Here is a 17,068-nt window from a genome sequence, read left to right on the forward strand (position 1 = left end):
TATGAAAGCAATGATTTTTGCAGCGGGTCTTGGGACTCGTTTAAAACCATTTACTGATAATCATCCCAAAGCTTTAGCCGTTGTAAATGGAAAACCTCTTTTGCAACGAAATATAGAATATTTGAAATCTTTTGGCATTGAAGAAATTGTGATTAATGTTCATCATTTTGCAGATCAAATCATTGAATTTTTAGAAGAAAATAATTATTTCGGAATTGAGATTACTATTTCTGATGAAACGGATCAAGTTCTTGAAACTGGTGGTGGTTTGGTGAAAGCAAAAGCTAATTTTGAGGAAGATTTTTTGGTGATGAATGTTGATATTTTAACAGATCTAAATCTTGCTGATTTTATCAAAGCACATCAAGAAAATAAAGCATTGGTAACATTGGCAGTTTCGGATAGAAATTCGTCTCGCAAACTATTTTTTAATAAACAAAATGAATTGAAAGGTTGGCGAAATCTGAAAACCGAAGAAGAAATAAAAGCTGTAGATTCCTTAGACAATTGCAAAGATTTGGCTTTTAGCGGAATTCATGTTATTTCTCCTTCTCTTTTTGATAAAATTACGGAGAAAGGTAAATTTTCGATCATGAAAGTCTATATGGATTTAATGCAAACTGAATCAATTCTTGGTTTTGATCATTCTGGCGGAATTTTAATAGACGTTGGTCGACCAGAAAGTGTATTAGAAGCGGAAAACTATTTTCAATAAATCTAAAACTCAATTCGCTGAATTGAGTTTTTTTTATGCAAAAAGTTTATATATCTTAGACCGAATGAAATACATCAATTATTTTGTCTATTTAACTATTGTTGCAGTGATAATTCTCTCTTCAATAATTTACTTTTCTTTCAAAACTAAAGTGGGAAGAATAGATAAAAAAGAAATCATCGATAAAGGAACTTCATTTGAGCCTTGTTCTTCTACAATTTATCAATATTATGGCTCTGGTGCAGGTTATAGAACAGAACGTTATGGCATTCGTAAAGTAATTTCTGAACCAATTCATCAATTAAATTTCCCTAATTTTTCTGGGCTTATAGTTGTACGATTTGTAATTAATTGTAAATATGAAATTGGTTATTTCAGAATTAAAGCAGTTGACCAAGATTATAAAAAGGTTGAAATTTCTGATGATTTGCAAAAGAAAATTGTTGCTATTGTTCAGCAATTAAATGATTGGAACGGAAAAAATGTAGATTCGTATTATCAAATTCAAATAAAGTTAAAGAATGGAAAAGTTGAAGACATTTTTTAAGTCAAAAACGTGGCGAATTATTTGGGGATCATTGAAATTATTTATTTCTATTCCAATCTTTTGTATAAGTGTTTTTACTATATATCAATTCTTATTTTCTTCTAACAATAAATTGTTTGTATTTGCTGGTGATACACAAGGCTCTTATTATTCTGATTTTATGTTTGATCGTTTATTAAAATCAGAACCTAAGAATTCTAAATTTTGGTGGGAATCTTCAGTTGCTTATAATAAAAATGGAGATTTTGAAGAAGGAATGCGTCGTTTAAATAAGGCAAATTCTTTAAACGCTACAGATCATTTAGGTTATACGGGTTGGATTAAATATACAAAACTAAAAGATTACGAAAATGCCTTAAAAGATTTTCATCGATTAGATAAAATGTCTAACATAGTGGAATATCCTTGGGGCGAGAATATTTATTTTCAAATGGGAATTTGTTATCAAGGTTTAGGAGATTATGATTCGGCAATAGTTTATTATGATAAATTTATTGCATCCGAAAAAAATCCTAATAATATCTATCCAAGAATGTATACTTATCGTGGAAAAATTGAAGCTGATCGAAAAAATTATTCAAAAGCTTTAGATTTTTACAATAAAACAATCGGTTTGGATAAAAATATTGCGGAAGCCTATTATTATAAAGCCGAAACGTACCGACTTACTAATCAAAAAGATTCAGCTAAAGTAAATTATAATAAAAGTTTAGATTTAATCAGAAATAATTATAAAAATCAAGATGCTTATGATGAAGTGTTTTTAGAAATTTATGATACAGAAATTCATGATAAATTGAAGAAATTGTAAATGTAATTATTCAAAAAAAAAACATTTTTTAGATTTCTCGACTTCGCTCGAAAAGACATTTTTCCGAATTTATTTTTAAAATCAATAAAACTCTCCATCTACATAAAACCATTTGCCATTCTCTTGCACAAATGTAGAAAGCTCGTCATGTTCGTAGATTTCACCTTGTTTGTCTTGGTAATAAGCTCTAAATCGAACTTTAATAGCTTTTGCAAAAACAATTTCTAACTTCAACCATTTATTCGATTTTGCCCAATTTTCAATATCGCTAAAATCATTATTTTTTTGTGTAGAAGAATGTGTTGTATCAACTAAATATTCAGGCAAAACCATTGCAAAAGCAGCGTAACGAGAACGCATCAACTCTTCGGGAGTTTTTGGCAATTCTTTATTCAAATGAAAAGGTTCGCAACAATTTTTATATTCTTTTCCAGAACAACAAGGACAATTCATTTTATTCTTTATTTTTTGCAAAGATACTGTTTACTTGTCTTTGTGGTAATGATAATGATCCTGAATCACCACTTGAATAAAATCAATATTCCCTAAACCATCACTTTTCACTTCCATTATTTCCTCCAGTTTTCGCGTTAATTTTAGTAGAATATCATAATTATTATTGTGTAAAGCAGACGTAAAATTTTCTTTTACAATATTAATATCACGATCAGACAAGCGATAAACTTCCGGAAAACGAATTTTATAAGTTTCAGAAACTTCAGCAAAAATGGTTTGCGATAAATCTAATTTCGGATTCAAATCAATCAAACATGTATTTGCCACAATATCACCTAAACGTTGACCATTTTTATTAATAATCATTGTAATCAACGCAATAAGTCCAGTAAATAAAAACAATTCTACAATACCAATCACCCAACGTAAGAAATAATCGAAATTATTGGCGCGGTTTCCATCCATTCGTATTACACGAATCTTCATGATCCATTTTCCAACAGTTTGCCCTTTCATCAAAATCTCTAAAATCAACGGATAAAGTAAAAATATAAAACCTATTATACTATAAATACCCATTCGAAACCATTCGTCTCTATTCGGAATAAACTCCGAAAAATAAGACATGCCGTAAACTAATACGATCCGGATAATCATATCAATAATATAAGCCAGTAAACGTTTTCCGAGTGGCGCAATATTATAAGCAATTTGCACGTTTTGTGGTGTATTGACTAAAAGTTTATTCATATATTTGGTTCACTAACAACTACTCTACTATGAGAGAAGCGCATTTTATTGATAAAAATAAGGCGAAATGGTCTGATATTGAACATAATTTGAAAAATAAAATTGATGTTCATCCAGATATTTTAGCAAAAAACTACATCGAAATTACAAATGATTTGGCGTTTGCTCAAACTTATTACCCAAAAAGTAAGACAAAAGATTATTTGAACGAGTTAGCTTTATTTGCGCATCAGTCAATTTACAAAGATCAAAGAACTTCTGGAAATCAATTTGTACAGTTTTTCAAAGAAGATGTGCCAAATGTAGTCTACAAAAATCACAAAATGTTGTTATATTCATTCCTGATTTTTGCTTTAGCGGTTTTAATTGGCGTTTTATCATCGCATTTCGATCCAGATTTTACACGATTAATTTTAGGAAATCAATATGTAGACGAAACGTTAATGAACATCAAAAAAGGTGATCCTGCAGCAATTTACAAATCAGGAAGCCAGACAGGAAGTTCATTAGCGATTACAATCAATAATATTCGAGTTGCTTTTTTGGCTTTTACATTGGGCTTATTTTTTAGCATTGGATCAGGATATATTCTATTTTCGAACGGGATTATGTTAGGTGCATTCCATTATATGTTTTTCAAAGAAGGTGTTTTGGGAAAGGCGATGTCAGCAATTTGGATGCATGGAACAATTGAAATTTCGGTGATTATTATTGCAGGAGCTTGCGGTTTGATGTTAGGAAATGGCTTTATGTTCCCGAAAACTTTATCGCGAAAAAAATCACTCATAATCAAAGCAAAAGAAGCAGTAATGATTTTATTAAGCACTGTTCCAATGTTTATTATAGCTGGATTTATCGAAGGTTTTATTACGCGTTTATATGATGTAAATATTGTATTGAGTTTATCGGTTATAATCCTTTCATTAATCTTAATTGTTTGGTATTATATCATTTATCCGATTCAAAAAAATAGACAAAAAACTTTTTCATTCAATCAAACTTTAAAATCGAATGAAACAATTTAGACTATTTTTTACATTTACATTATTATTGATTCAATTCGTTGTTTTTGCACAAGAAAAAACAGCAGAATTTAAAGCATTCAAAGAAAAATATGCTGGAAAAGAATTTAATTACGAAGATGTTCCAAAACCTAAAAAAGAATTCGAACCAGGCTTTTTCTCAAAACTAATCGAAGGTATTTTTAGATTTCTTTCTTATTTACCTTGGGAAATCATTTTCTATTTTGTGATTGGATTATTTTTAATTTTTCTTGCCACACGTATTTACAAAAATGGTGGAATTCTTAAACGAAATTCGAAAAAATTATATGATGAATCTGACTTTGATTTTATCGAAGAAAATTTGGCAGAAGTTAATTTGAATTCATTAATCAATAAAGCAGAAACAGAACAAAATTTTGCTTTAGCAATTCGTTATTTGCATTATCAAAATCTACAAAATTTAGATAAAAAAGGTTGGATTGAATGGGATCCGAAGAAAACAAATCAGCAATTTATCAATCAAATAAAAGACGAAAAATCAAAAATTTTATTCAATCAAAACACTAAAATTTTTAATCAAGTTTGGTTTGGAGAATTTAAAATTGATGAAAATAAATACCACGAATTCAAGACAAATTTCAATCAGTTTAATCAATATTTAGCCTCATGAAAAAGAAATTAGGTATTCTATTAGGCGCGGTTTTATTGGTCGGAATTTTTGTATTTTCTTTCTCAAAACTTCGTTATAAACTTCCTAAATCATGGGATGTTAGCCTTTATCAAAATAGTAAAGATCCTTACGGATTATTTATTATGCACGAAGAACTTGGGAATTTATCCAATGGAAAAATGAAAGATTTGGAAAAACTTTCTGAATTAAAAATTGATCCTAAAAAAGCAAAAGATTATGCAGTTGTTGTGCTTGGTTCTGAGATTTATTTTGATACAGTTTCTAAAAATTTATTGAGCAAAATTGCCGAAAATGGTGGAATTGTAATGATTGCAGATTATTATGACAATTTTGGTGATGATACAAATGGAAAAGAAGACATTAACGACGAAACGTATTCTACAGATACTCCAACCACTGATTCTACGGAATCTGAAGAGAATATGTTGTACAATCAGACTATAAATATTAATGATAATTTCGAGCTTAGAACAAATAAATCTTTTAAAATAAAGAAGAAAAAAGAAATCGAACATCACTATTTTAGCGAGATCACAAGTGATTCTGAAATTCTTGGAACAATTACTTATAAAGATAAAGCTTATCCAAATTATTTAAAAATCAAACCAAAAGATTATAAAGGTTATTATTTGTATCACGCAGAACCGCTTTATTTTACGAATTATTATTTATTAAATGAAGAAAGTTATTTCTATGCTAAATCAGTTTTAGAACCATTAAAAGGGAAAACTATTTTTTGGTACAATAGCTCGAAAACTTATGCAGGAAGTTCGTCAATGATGCGTTTCATAATGGGAGAACCAGCTCTAAAAGCTGCTTGGATAACGCTATTGGTTTTACTTTTCTTCTTTTTAATTTTTAGAAGTAAACGCGAACAACGCATCATTCCAATTTATACCAAAGAAGAAAATCATACCGTCGAATTTGCCAAAACAATTTCTTCTTTATACCAAGAAAATGGCGAAGTAAAAGACATTGTTTCAAAGAAAATCGATTATTTTTTATACAAATTGAGAAAAACATTTTTAATCGAAACAGACGATATTACGAATAAACAATTCATTGAAATTGTTGCGCAAAAAGCAAATTTGAGCCAAGAAGAATGTCTTGAAAAATTCACGATTCTTAAAAATATTTATCAAAAAAATCAACCAAATGAACACGATTTGAAAACTGTGTATCAAATCATCGAAAACTATAAACAAAAAGCAAATATCTAATGAGCGAAAATACATATCAACCATTCGAAAATAGAGTCGATTTTTCGGATGTACAACATAAAATGCAAGCGGTAAAAAATGAATTGAAAAAGGTAATTGTCGGACAAGATGATATTATCGATCAATTGATTTTGGCTTTGCTTTCTAACGGTCATTCTCTGATTGAAGGTTTGCCTGGAGTTGCTAAAACAATGATGGCAAAATTGTTGGCAAAAACGATAGATTCTGGTTTTAGTAGAATTCAGTTTACACCAGATTTAATGCCTTCTGATGTGATTGGAACGTCTATTCTAAATTCTAAAATCAATGAATTTGAGTTCAAAAAAGGACCAATTTTTTCGAATATTATTTTGATTGATGAGATTAACCGTTCGCCTGCAAAAACTCAAGCGGCTTTATTCGAATCGATGTCAGAAAGACAAGTAACAGTTGATGGAACAACTTATCCTTTGCAAGCTCCTTTTTTGGTTTTTGCAACTCAAAATCCAATTGAACAAGAAGGAACGTATCGATTACCAGAAGCGCAATTGGATCGTTTTATTTTTAAGATTTATGTCAAATATCCTTCGTTAGAAAGTGAAATTGAATTATTGAAAGAACAACAAGAACGCAAAAATATCGACAAAGAATCGTTGGTAGAAAAAGTAATTTCAGGAAATGAAATTATTGAGTTCCAAGATCGCATAAAATCGGTTTTCGTGCACGAAGCGCTAATTACGTATATTGCGACAATTGTTCATCAAACCAGAATCGATCAAACCTTGTATATGGGGGCATCGCCACGTGCTTCTATCGCGATTTTAGATGCAGCAAAATCTAATGCAGCGGTGAATGGACGCGATTTTGTGATTCCAGAAGATATCAAACAAATTGCGCATACAATTTTGGGACACCGCGTTGTGATGGTTCCAGAAAAAGAGATGGAAGGTTTTACAACACAACATATTATTCAGCAAATTATTGATCGCGTAGAAATTCCTCGTTAATGAAATTTTTCAGAAGCTTATTTCTTACCAATCGCTTTTTTTATGCGGGATTATTGATTACATTTTGTTATGTGATCGCATTTTTTCTACCTCCTATTTACATTATTGCAAAGATTTTGACATTTGTCTTTATCGTTAGTGTTATTGTCGAAATATTTTTGGTTTATATTCCTAAAACTTCCATTGAAGTTATTCGAAATTATCCAGAACGATTATCAAATGGCGATGAAAATGAATTGGAACTTTTCGTGACAAATCATTATCAATTTCCGCTGAATGTAAGGATTATAGAAGAGTTTCCTGTTCAATTACAATTAAGAGATTTTCAGTTTAGAAAACGATTTAAAAGTGGTCAAAATACTAAATTTGATTTTAAAATTCGACCAACAGAGCGAGGTTCGTATAAATTTGGATTAACAAATGTATTTATTTCTGTTTTTGGATTGATTGAGAAAAAGATCAAAATAAACGAACCTATTTCAATTGCGTGCTATCCTTCTTATTTGCAATTAAAACAATTTCAATTATATTCTACCGCTCAGTTACAGAATCAATTTGGGATGAAAAGAATTCGAAAAATTGGAACAAATACAGAATTTGAAAATATAAAAAATTATACGATTGGTGACGAATATCGTTTAATCAATTGGAAAGCAACGGCGAAAGCAAATCGATTGATGGTAAATCAATTTCAGGAAGAAAAATCGCAGCCTGTTTATTCGTTAATTGATTTGGGAAGAACGATGCGAATGCCTTTTGATGGTTTAAAATTGTTGGATTATTCGATCAATTCGAGTTTAGTTGTCGCAAATATTTCACTTCAAAAAAATGAAAAAGCAGGTTTAATTACATTTAATAAAAGAATTCAAGATCACGTTGTTGCTGATCGAAAAAATCATCAAATGCAATTGATTTTAGAGAAATTATACAATGTACAAACTGATTTTTTGGAAAGTGATTTTGGACAATTATATGCCTATATCAAACGAAAATTAACGCAACGATCGCTTTTATTTATTTACACCAATTTTGAAACAATTGATGGTTTAGAACGTCAATTACCATATCTGAAATTGATTAAAAAATCACATGTTGTCGTTTTGATTCTTTTTAAAAATTCTGAATTGAAAAAACTAAATCATCAGAAAGCAAAAACTACAACTGACATTTATGATCAAACAATTGCCGAAAAGTTTAATTACGACAAAGAATTAATCATAAATCGTTTGCATCAATTTGGGATTTTAACCATTTATTGCGAACCACAAGAATTGTCTATTAACTTAATCAATAAGTATTTAGAGATAAAAGCGCGAGGTTTATTTTAAAAAAAGATTTATTTAACCAATTATTTAGAAAAAAAAGCACAATTATTGCTTAAAGTTGGTCAATTTAATCTGAACAACCATGAAAAAACTATTTCAGATCTTTTGTTTAATCTTAACAACAGGTCTTTTTGCACAAACAAATTTTATCGAAAATAAAACACCTTCTACAAAGCGCGTAATCCTTTTGGATGCTGGACACGGAGGAACAGATACTGGTGTAAAAAAAGATGAATTTCAGGAAAAAGATATTGTGCTGAAAATTGCAGAAATTATTCAAGAAAAAAATCCTTTTACAGACGTTGACTTTGTATTATTGAGAAAAGGTGACGAACAAATTATCAATACAAGTCGTGCGAAAATGATTAATGAAATAAAACCTGATTTGGTTTTATCAATCCACGCAAATTATAATGTAAAAGATTCGAAAAAAGGAACAGAAATTCACCTTTCTCCATTGAATCCTACTTTCGAAGAATGTAAAATACTTGGCGAAAAAATTGGAAAAAGTATAAGTTCTTTAGGTTTTGAAAATTTAGGAATTGTTGAAACAAATTCGAAAATATTACGAGATTCACAAGTTCCAATTATTATGATTGAAATCGGTTATTTGACAAATGACGATGACCGAAAAATCTTAACAAACGAAAGTAATTACCCTAAAATAGCAGATAAAATTTTTGAAGCATTGAAGAATTAGACATAAAAAAATCTCAGAGCATTTTGCTCTGAGATTTTTTGTTTTTTCTCTATTTTCCTCCACTTCTATTTGCTTCTTCTGCATTAGACGTTTGACGTTTACTCACATTGATTTTTGAATTACCAAATTTATATGAAACCGAAAAACGTATCGATTGCGAATCATAATATTGTCTAAACGATTGCGGAATATTTTGCACATTTGTCGATAATGTTGAAAGATCTGTTTTGAAAATATCATACGCCATCAACGACAACGTTAATTTCTTATCCATCGCCAAATATTTAAAACCTATATCTAACGAAGAACTTGAACTATAATTAAATTCTCTGTTTTTTCCTTTTGGTGTAAACGTATAATTAGCTTGAGCCGTAAACGTTTTTTTAGTATTTAAATTCAGGTTATTATAAACCGAAAAATTAGCTCCATTTCCTGTATATTCTTTATCTAATACATCAATTTCATTGATTGATTTATTAAATCCAAAATTAAATTCAAGATTAGATTCCCACCATTTATAAGGTTTTAAAGTTGATGATAAACTAATTCCGTAATTAGACATTTTATAATAATTTAGTCGCTTAAATATTTGTGTTTGCGTCAATTCTCCATCCAATTCTTGTTCTTGATGAAAAGCAATTTGACCAAAACCATCTTGTATATTTTGATAATAAACTTTTGCTTGTAAATAATCTTTGAATCCATAACTTAATTCGAAATTATACACAAAAGCTGGCTGCATAAAAGGATTTCCTTCTGTGTAAGAAATAGGATTACTGTACCATTTATTTGGATTTAATTCCCAAAAAGCTGGTCGTTGAATTCTTCGTCCAAAATTAAAATTGAAGGAATGATCTTCTGTTGGCTGATATTGAATATAAAATGTTGGGAACAATTTGAAATATTCTTTCTCCGTAATAGTATTCGTGGTAATCGAATTGGCTTTAGATTGCATAAATTCTCCTCTAAGTCCAATTTTAGTTGACCATTTATCTGATAATTTTCGTTGATAAGATAAATACAAACTTTCTACATTTTCGGTATAATTAAAATGATCATTTTGTGTCATCAAATTCTCGTTAGTATTGATATCTGTAAAAACTGAATTCAATTTATAATCAGATTCTGTAGAACTTACTTTTGAACCAAATTCCCACGTTCCTTTTTTGTATGGAAAATAAAAATCAATTTTCCCCGAAATATTCTGAATATCCTTATCATTTAGATTATTTGCTAAAATTGTTTTGCGCTCTTTCTTGAAATACATATCCGAAATAAAATCATTTTCATTTGCCCCAGTATTCGACATATAATCTAAATCAACAGAAAATTTCTTTCCAATTGTATCAAACTTGTGAGTAAAATTTAAGTTCAAATTATAGTTATCTCCATCTCCTCCTGTACGAGAATTGGTAGAAAAATCTTTGATAATCTGCCCATTTTGATTACTAATTGTTCTTGTTCTTTCTTTTCCTCCATTGTAATTATGACCTCCATTAAACTGAATTCCAACTGTATTTTTGTCATTTATCTTATAACTTAAAGTTGTCAAACCAGATAAACCTCTATACATATTTTTATTTCTTACCTTTTGATTCCAATGTTCAGTTGGGTAATCATAATTCATATCATTGGTGTAGATATTATTTCCTGTATAATGCGATAAATCAACCAACGCAGAAAATTTATCTTTGGAGTATGAAAAATTAATTCCATCATTCAGAATTCCATAAACACCTTGGGTATACGAACTTCTCAACGTTGTACTCCACGCATTTTGCTTTGCTTCTTTTAATACAATATTGATTAATCCACTATTTCCCTCAGCTTCATATTTTGCAGGAGGATTTGTTATCACTTCAATCTTTTTGATATTTGCAGATGGAATACTTTTGAGATAATTTGTTAAATCGTTTCCACTCATCTGAACAATTCTATCATTTACCAAAACATTCACCGTACTTTTTCCAACAATAGAAATTTGATCATCTTTAATTTTGACAGAAGGTGTATTTTTCAAAGCATCTAAAGCGTCTCCACCTGTTGCCGCAATGGAATTTTCTACATTAAAAACCAAACGGTCAACTAATCGTTCATACGTCTTCGCTTTTCCTTGCACCAAAACTTCCTTCAAACCTAATTGTTGACTTGTTATCACTATATTTCCTACATCCAAATCATTGTATACAGTTATTTTTCGTTGTTCTACAACTTTTCCTATTTCTTCTATCAATAATTCTACTTCTCCTTTTGGAGTTTTAAGAAGAAACTTTCCATCTGTATTTGTTGTAATAAAATCTATAATCGAATCATTTTGAATGATAGAAACATCTAAAAATTCGACAGGTTGATTTTCTTGGTTGACAATTTTACCTTTTATAGAATATTGAGCAGATAAAAAATTCTGGAGTAAAAAAAGCGTTAGAATGGATGCGTAAAATTTCATTTGTGTTAATTTTTATACCTTATAGACGCTTGAATCGCTAAAATGTTACATCTTTTTTAGGCTAAAAATGTAGTTTTTTATAAATAATTGATTATGTTTATATTAATTAAATTATTACGACTATTATGAAAAAGAAACTATATCTATTTGCTATTGCAAGTTTATTCGCAACATCTACCATGTTTGCACAAACTGCTAAAACCTTTGTCATAGATGCTGGACATGGCGGTTTTGATAATGGTTCAAATAATGGAAATATTGTAGAAAGTGAATATTCTTTAGAATTGGCTCAAAAAATTCAACAATTAGCTAAAAAGAAAAATATCAATGTTATTTTAACGAGAGATGGGAATGATTTTCTTGATTTACAATCTCGTGTTGATAAAATGCATAAATTGGATCCTGAATTAGTTATCTCTTTGCATTTGAATAGTGCTTCAAATAAGGAACTAAAAGGAGCTGAAGTTTTTATCAATAAAGATAATACAGATGCAAATACAGAAAAAATAGGGGCTGAATTAGCACAATTAGTTAGTATCAATTCCATTGAAAACAGAGGCTTGAAGAAAGCTAATTTTAAAATATTAAGAGATTCTAAAAAGCCGACTTTTCTAATCGAATTAGGCTTCGCAAGTAATCCTACTGATGCCGAAACTTTGAAAAGTGCTTATCATAAAAATCAATTAGCAGAAAAAATTGTACAATTTTTAGAGAATTATCAATCAATATAATACGAAAAAAAGGACTTCAAATTGAAGTCCTTTTTTATATTTATTTGCAAATTGTTTTAATCACAATTTCCGTCAACATCACAAGAAGCAACATTTTGAGGTTGATCCAAATGATCTTTTTCGTAAGCCTGTGTCAAAGCAGAAACGAAATACTCGACAGGTTGAGCACCAGAAAGTGCATATTTACGGTCAATTACAAAAAACGGAACGCCAGAAACACCAATATTACGTGCATCTAAAATATCCGAAGCAACTTCAAAAACGTTTGCATCAGAATTTAGCATTTCAAGAACTTCGGTTTTGTTCAAACCAATTTCTTCAGCCAATTCAGCCAAAACATCATAATCAGCCACATTTTTACCTTCTGTAAAATATGCTTTAAAAAGTCTTTCTTCTGCTTCTGAACCTTTTCCATTCGCTTGCGCAAAATGAATCAATCGATGTGCATCTCCTGTATTGACAACTTTAGAATTTTGTTGTTGAAAATCAATTCCAACAGCTTTTCCCATTTCAGCCAATTGATTATTCATTGCCGAAACTTGTTCTTCCGAAATTCCTTTTGATTCGATCAAATAATCATTCACAGAAGTAATTTCAGTTTTAGATAAATCAGGATTTAACTGAAAACTTTTCCATTCAACCTGTATTTTATCTTGATAAGGAATTTGCGTTAAAGCTTGTTCAAAATGTTTTTTTCCGATGTAACAGAACGGACACATTACATCCGACCAGATTTCAATTTTCATATGGAAATTTTTGGTGTAAAAGTTTGTAAAAATACGCTTTTTATTTGAATGGATTCGGTTATTTTTCGGTTAATTTAATCTTGAAAAATTATTAACAAAATCTTGAAAAATAATCGTGCTAAATTGAGTTTTAAATTTGTTTAAGACAAGGTTTAAATTACCTTTGCAGTGAACCAAGATAAGATGATTAGTTTCATTTTTATTCCAAAACAAATAACGAACAAACAATATGTCAACACACGTAGTAGTCGGTCTTCAATGGGGTGACGAGGGAAAAGGAAAAATTACAGATGTATTAGCCGAAAAATCAGATTATGTTGTACGCTACCAAGGTGGTAACAACGCTGGTCATACGGTATATGTAGGCGATGATAAATTTGTCTTACACTTATTACCTTCTGGAGTTTTACAATGCAAAGGAAAATGTATTATTGCGAATGGTGTCGTAGTAAATCCTGAAGCTTTTTTTGCAGAAACTGAACAATTAGAAGCAAAAGGTTATTCTACAGATCACGTTTTTATCTCGAGAAGAGCGCATATCATTATGCCTTATCACATTTTGTTAGACGAATATCGTGAAGAATTTGCAGGAAAAGATAGTCAAATTGGTACAACAAAACGCGGAATTGGTCCTTGTTATGAGGATAAAGTAGCTCGTGTTGGTATTCGTGCAATTGATTTATTAAATCCTGAGGTTTTAGCAGAAAAAATCAAAGAAAATTTGGTGGTTAAAAATGCTTTATTCGAAAAATTATTCAATAAAGAGCCATTAAAATTCGAAGATATTTACGAAAAATATTTAGCTTACGGAGAGCGTTTGAAAGAACGTATCATGGATTCTGAATTAGAAATCAATCATGCGATTGACGAAGGTAAAAATGTATTATTCGAAGGTGCGCAGGCATTAATGTTAGACATCGATTTTGGTACATATCCATTCGTTACATCGTCTTCTCCAACAACTGGTGGAGTTTGTGTTGGTGCTGGAGTTCCTCCTACAAAATTGAAAAATTTGATTGGAGTCTCGAAAGCATATTGTACACGCGTTGGTAACGGTCCTTTCCCAACAGAATTGGACAACGAATTGGGAGAACAAATTCGTCAAGTTGGTCACGAATTCGGAGCATCAACAGGTCGTCCACGCCGCACAGGTTGGTTAGATTTAGTAGCATTGAAACACGCTTGTATGATTAACGGAATTACACATTTAGTAATCACTAAATTAGATGTAATGTCGAATATTGATACAGTAAAAGTTTGTACAGGTTACAAAACGGAAGACGGAAAAATCATTGATTATTTCACTTCTTCTACAACTAAATTAGCTGATTACGAAGCACAATACGACGAATTACCAGGATGGAAAGAAGATATTACGAACGTAAAATCTTTTGATGAGTTACCGCAAACAGCGCAAGACTACATCCACTACATTGAGAAATACTTAGGAATCGAAGTTTAATTAGTTTCGGTTGGACCAGAGCGTTCTCAAAACATTATTAGAACAACTTTATTTTAATAAATTAAATAGTATAGCCTGACTTATGTTGGGCTATAACTTTATGAGATATTTTTATGAATGAAATTTTAGAACGATTAAAACAATTGAATTTAGGTATAGATTCTATCGTCCCAATAAAAGGTGGTGATATTAATGATGCTTTTCGATTAGAATCGTTTGATAAAAAATATTTTTTAAAGGTAAATTCCGCAAACAACTTTCCTCATCTTTTCAAGAAAGAAGCACGTGCTTTAGAAGCCATCAAAAAGACCAAAACATTTTCGGTTCCGAAAGTGGTAAATGTTGGTGAAGCTGGAAAAGATTTTCAATATTTATTATTAGAATGGATGGAAACCTCTACTCCAACTGTTGTAAATTGGGAAAACTTAGGAAAAAATTTAGCAAAACTTCATCAAAATACAAGTAAACAATTTGGTTGGTCAGAAGATAATTACATTGCAATTGTCGTTCAACCGAATAGTTTAACGGATTCTTGGAGCGAATTTTATGCAAAAAATCGCATCATGCCAATGATGAAACTACTGCAAAACAAACAATTAATCAATTCAAAACAAATAAAATCTGCAGAGAATTTATGTAAACAATTGAATTCGATATTTCCAGAAGAAAAGCCAGCTTTATTGCATGGAGATTTTTGGAATGGAAATATTTTAGCCAACAAAAAAGGTGAATTCTCGGTTATAGATCCTGCAATTTATTATGGTCATCGCGAAATGGATTTGGCTATTGCAAAGCTTTTTGGAGGATTTGATGATGTATTTTTTGATGCTTATCACGAAAATAATCCTTTAGCACCAAATTTTGAAGAGCGTTTACCGATTGCACAATTATTTCCATTGCTGATACACGCTTATCTTTTCGAAGGTTATTATGTGAAAGATGTGCAAACCATTTTGAAAAAATTTTAAAAAACAAAACAAACAAATACAATGAACAAGTATCAAAATCCTTTAGAATCGAGATATTGTAGCGACGAAATGCTATATATCTTTTCTCCTGAGAAAAAATTTACAACATGGAGACAGCTTTGGATTGCTTTAGCAGAAATTGAAAAGGAACTTGGATTAGATATTACAGACGAACAAATTCAAGAGTTAAAAGATAACGCAACTAATATTGATTATGATGTTGCTGCGGCTTACGAAAAGAAATTTCGTCACGATGTAATGGCTCACGTTCACACGTACGGAGATGTTGCTCCATCTGCAAAAGCGATTATTCACTTAGGTGCTACTTCGGCTTTTGTTGGTGATAATACAGATTTAATTCAAATTCGTGATGGTTTCCAACACATCAAAGGACAATTAATCAATGTAATTGATGGTTTAGCAAAATTTGCACGTCAATACAAAGATTTACCAACTTTAGGATTTACACATTTTCAACCAGCACAATTAACAACTGTAGGTAAACGTGCAACACTTTGGTTACAATCTGTTTTATTAGATTTAGAAGAATTAGAATTCAGAATAGATACTTTACGTTTTCGTGGAGTAAAAGGAACAACTGGTACAGCAGCTTCTTTCAAAGAATTATTTGATGGAGATTACCAAAAAGTAAAAACATTAGACAAAAAATTATCTGAACGTTTTGGATTTAAAAATGTTTTTGCAGTATCTGGACAAACTTACGATCGTAAAATTGATGCACAAGCATTAGAATTATTATCAAACATTGCACAATCTGCACATAAATTTACAAACGATTTACGTTTATTACAGAATTTAAAAGAGATTGAAGAACCTTTTGAGAAAAATCAAATTGGATCTTCTGCAATGGCATATAAACGTAACCCAATGCGTTCTGAGCGCATCGCTTCTTTAGCGAAGTACGTAATGTCTTTAGCTACTTCTCCTGCAATGGTTGCATCAACTCAATGGTTCGAAAGAACGTTAGATGATTCAGCTAATAAACGTTTAGCAGTTCCTCAAGCTTTCTTAGCGATTGATGCAATTTTAATCATTTGGAACAATATTTTAGATGGTTTAGTCGTTTATCCTAAAATAATCGAAAAGCATATCGCGGAAGAATTACCATTTATGGCAACCGAATATATTATTATGGAAGGTGTTAAAAATGGTGGTGATCGTCAAGAATTACACGAAATTATCCGTACACATTCTATGGAAGCTGCAAAACAAGTGAAAATGGAAGGTAAATCAAATGATTTGATTGAGCGTATTATTGCTGATGATAATGTAAAAATTGATAAAGAAAAATTAGTCGAATTATTAGATCCGAAAAACTTTACAGGATTTGCTTCTGAACAAACAGAAGAATTCTTAAATGATTTAGTTGATCCAATTATCGAAGAAAATAAAACACTTTTAGGCGCACATACTGACCTTAAAGTGTAATCCCGCTTAGAATTAACAAGTACACATGAGACAAGAAAAAAGACTTCCAATATTGGAAGTC

17 protein-coding genes are annotated in these 17,068 nt (G+C 30.4%); 13 read left to right on the forward strand and 4 right to left on the reverse strand.

Going from position 1 to position 17,068, the window contains the following annotated elements; translation table 11 throughout:
• The first annotated feature begins 1 nt into the window (after position 1).
• The 3 genes from B2217_RS08430 to B2217_RS08440 all read left to right on the forward strand — a co-directional run bounded on the left by B2217_RS08430 (position 2) and on the right by B2217_RS08440 (position 2,073).
• Complete coding sequence (locus tag B2217_RS08430; protein ID WP_180906302.1) at positions 2–715, forward strand: nucleotidyltransferase family protein; 714 nt, start codon at positions 2–4, stop codon at positions 713–715.
• Between the two features lie 151 nt (positions 716–866).
• Entirely contained in the window at positions 867–1,262 is a 396-nt protein-coding gene (locus B2217_RS08435; RefSeq protein WP_180906301.1) for a hypothetical protein, read from the forward strand.
• The gene (locus B2217_RS08440; protein WP_291122311.1) at positions 1,237–2,073 is read left to right on the forward strand and encodes a tetratricopeptide repeat protein; all 837 of its coding nucleotides are present in this window, start codon (positions 1,237–1,239) and stop codon (positions 2,071–2,073) included. Before B2217_RS08435 ends, B2217_RS08440 begins: the two co-directional genes overlap by 26 nt.
• 81 nt (positions 2,074–2,154) lie before the next feature.
• On the opposite strand, the gene B2217_RS08445 is transcribed toward B2217_RS08440, so the two are convergent.
• Together B2217_RS08445 and B2217_RS08450 are read right to left on the reverse strand one after the other, a co-directional pair.
• Positions 2,155–2,526 carry a YchJ family protein gene (locus tag B2217_RS08445; RefSeq protein ID WP_291122313.1) on the reverse strand — a complete coding sequence of 124 codons (372 nt, stop codon included), beginning with the start codon at positions 2,524–2,526 and terminating at the stop codon, positions 2,155–2,157.
• A gap of 30 nt (positions 2,527–2,556) precedes the next feature.
• Positions 2,557–3,279 (reverse strand): RDD family protein, encoded by a 723-nt coding sequence (locus B2217_RS08450; protein WP_114999751.1) that lies wholly within the window; start codon positions 3,277–3,279, stop codon positions 2,557–2,559.
• A gap of 29 nt (positions 3,280–3,308) precedes the next feature.
• Between B2217_RS08450 and B2217_RS08455 the strand changes: the two genes are divergently transcribed.
• From B2217_RS08455 to B2217_RS08480, 6 genes are all read left to right on the forward strand, one after another.
• Positions 3,309–4,304, forward strand: coding sequence for a stage II sporulation protein M (locus B2217_RS08455; RefSeq protein ID WP_291122315.1), 996 nt, complete (start codon positions 3,309–3,311; stop codon positions 4,302–4,304).
• The gene (locus B2217_RS08460; RefSeq protein WP_280051906.1) at positions 4,291–4,953 is read left to right on the forward strand and encodes a hypothetical protein; all 663 of its coding nucleotides are present in this window, start codon (positions 4,291–4,293) and stop codon (positions 4,951–4,953) included. Before B2217_RS08455 ends, B2217_RS08460 begins: the two co-directional genes overlap by 14 nt.
• On the forward strand, positions 4,950–6,194 hold the full coding sequence (locus tag B2217_RS08465) for a hypothetical protein (protein ID WP_280061704.1): 1,245 nt from the start codon (positions 4,950–4,952) through the stop codon (positions 6,192–6,194). The genes B2217_RS08460 and B2217_RS08465 overlap by 4 nt, the downstream gene beginning before the upstream one ends.
• Positions 6,194–7,180: an AAA family ATPase gene (locus tag B2217_RS08470; protein WP_286484553.1), complete on the forward strand. Its 987-nt coding sequence runs from the start codon at positions 6,194–6,196 to the stop codon at positions 7,178–7,180. The genes B2217_RS08465 and B2217_RS08470 overlap by 1 nt, the downstream gene beginning before the upstream one ends.
• Positions 7,180–8,508, forward strand: coding sequence for a DUF58 domain-containing protein (locus B2217_RS08475; RefSeq protein ID WP_180906293.1), 1,329 nt, complete (start codon positions 7,180–7,182; stop codon positions 8,506–8,508). The genes B2217_RS08470 and B2217_RS08475 overlap by 1 nt, the downstream gene beginning before the upstream one ends.
• A gap of 79 nt (positions 8,509–8,587) precedes the next feature.
• Positions 8,588–9,205 carry an N-acetylmuramoyl-L-alanine amidase family protein gene (locus tag B2217_RS08480; RefSeq protein ID WP_180906292.1) on the forward strand — a complete coding sequence of 206 codons (618 nt, stop codon included), beginning with the start codon at positions 8,588–8,590 and terminating at the stop codon, positions 9,203–9,205.
• Positions 9,206–9,254: 49 nt separating this feature from the next.
• Here B2217_RS08480 and B2217_RS08485 read toward each other — a convergent pair whose 3' ends face one another.
• The gene (locus B2217_RS08485) at positions 9,255–11,651 is read right to left on the reverse strand and encodes an outer membrane beta-barrel family protein (RefSeq protein ID WP_180906291.1); all 2,397 of its coding nucleotides are present in this window, start codon (positions 11,649–11,651) and stop codon (positions 9,255–9,257) included.
• Positions 11,652–11,776: 125 nt separating this feature from the next.
• On the opposite strand from B2217_RS08485, the gene B2217_RS08490 reads away from it, so the two are divergent.
• Positions 11,777–12,382 (forward strand): N-acetylmuramoyl-L-alanine amidase family protein, encoded by a 606-nt coding sequence (locus tag B2217_RS08490; protein ID WP_180906290.1) that lies wholly within the window; start codon positions 11,777–11,779, stop codon positions 12,380–12,382.
• Between the two features lie 56 nt (positions 12,383–12,438).
• On the opposite strand, the gene B2217_RS08495 is transcribed toward B2217_RS08490, so the two are convergent.
• Positions 12,439–13,128 carry a DsbA family oxidoreductase gene (locus tag B2217_RS08495; RefSeq protein WP_180906289.1) on the reverse strand — a complete coding sequence of 230 codons (690 nt, stop codon included), beginning with the start codon at positions 13,126–13,128 and terminating at the stop codon, positions 12,439–12,441.
• A 229-nt stretch (positions 13,129–13,357) separates the two neighbouring features.
• Between B2217_RS08495 and B2217_RS08500 the strand changes: the two genes are divergently transcribed.
• The 3 genes from B2217_RS08500 (at position 13,358) to purB (ending at position 17,007) form a co-directional block, all read left to right on the forward strand.
• Positions 13,358–14,590: an adenylosuccinate synthase gene (locus B2217_RS08500; RefSeq protein WP_291122319.1), complete on the forward strand. Its 1,233-nt coding sequence runs from the start codon at positions 13,358–13,360 to the stop codon at positions 14,588–14,590.
• Positions 14,591–14,703: 113 nt separating this feature from the next.
• The gene (locus B2217_RS08505) at positions 14,704–15,558 is read left to right on the forward strand and encodes a fructosamine kinase family protein (RefSeq protein WP_038333597.1); all 855 of its coding nucleotides are present in this window, start codon (positions 14,704–14,706) and stop codon (positions 15,556–15,558) included.
• Positions 15,559–15,579: 21 nt separating this feature from the next.
• On the forward strand, positions 15,580–17,007 hold the full coding sequence (gene purB, locus B2217_RS08510; RefSeq protein WP_180906288.1) for an adenylosuccinate lyase: 1,428 nt from the start codon (positions 15,580–15,582) through the stop codon (positions 17,005–17,007).
• The last annotated feature ends 61 nt before the right edge of the window (positions 17,008–17,068 follow it).

The sequence above is a fragment of the Empedobacter sp. UBA7620 genome (assembly GCF_002484185.1).
Taxonomy (GTDB): domain Bacteria; phylum Bacteroidota; class Bacteroidia; order Flavobacteriales; family Weeksellaceae; genus Empedobacter; species Empedobacter falsenii_C.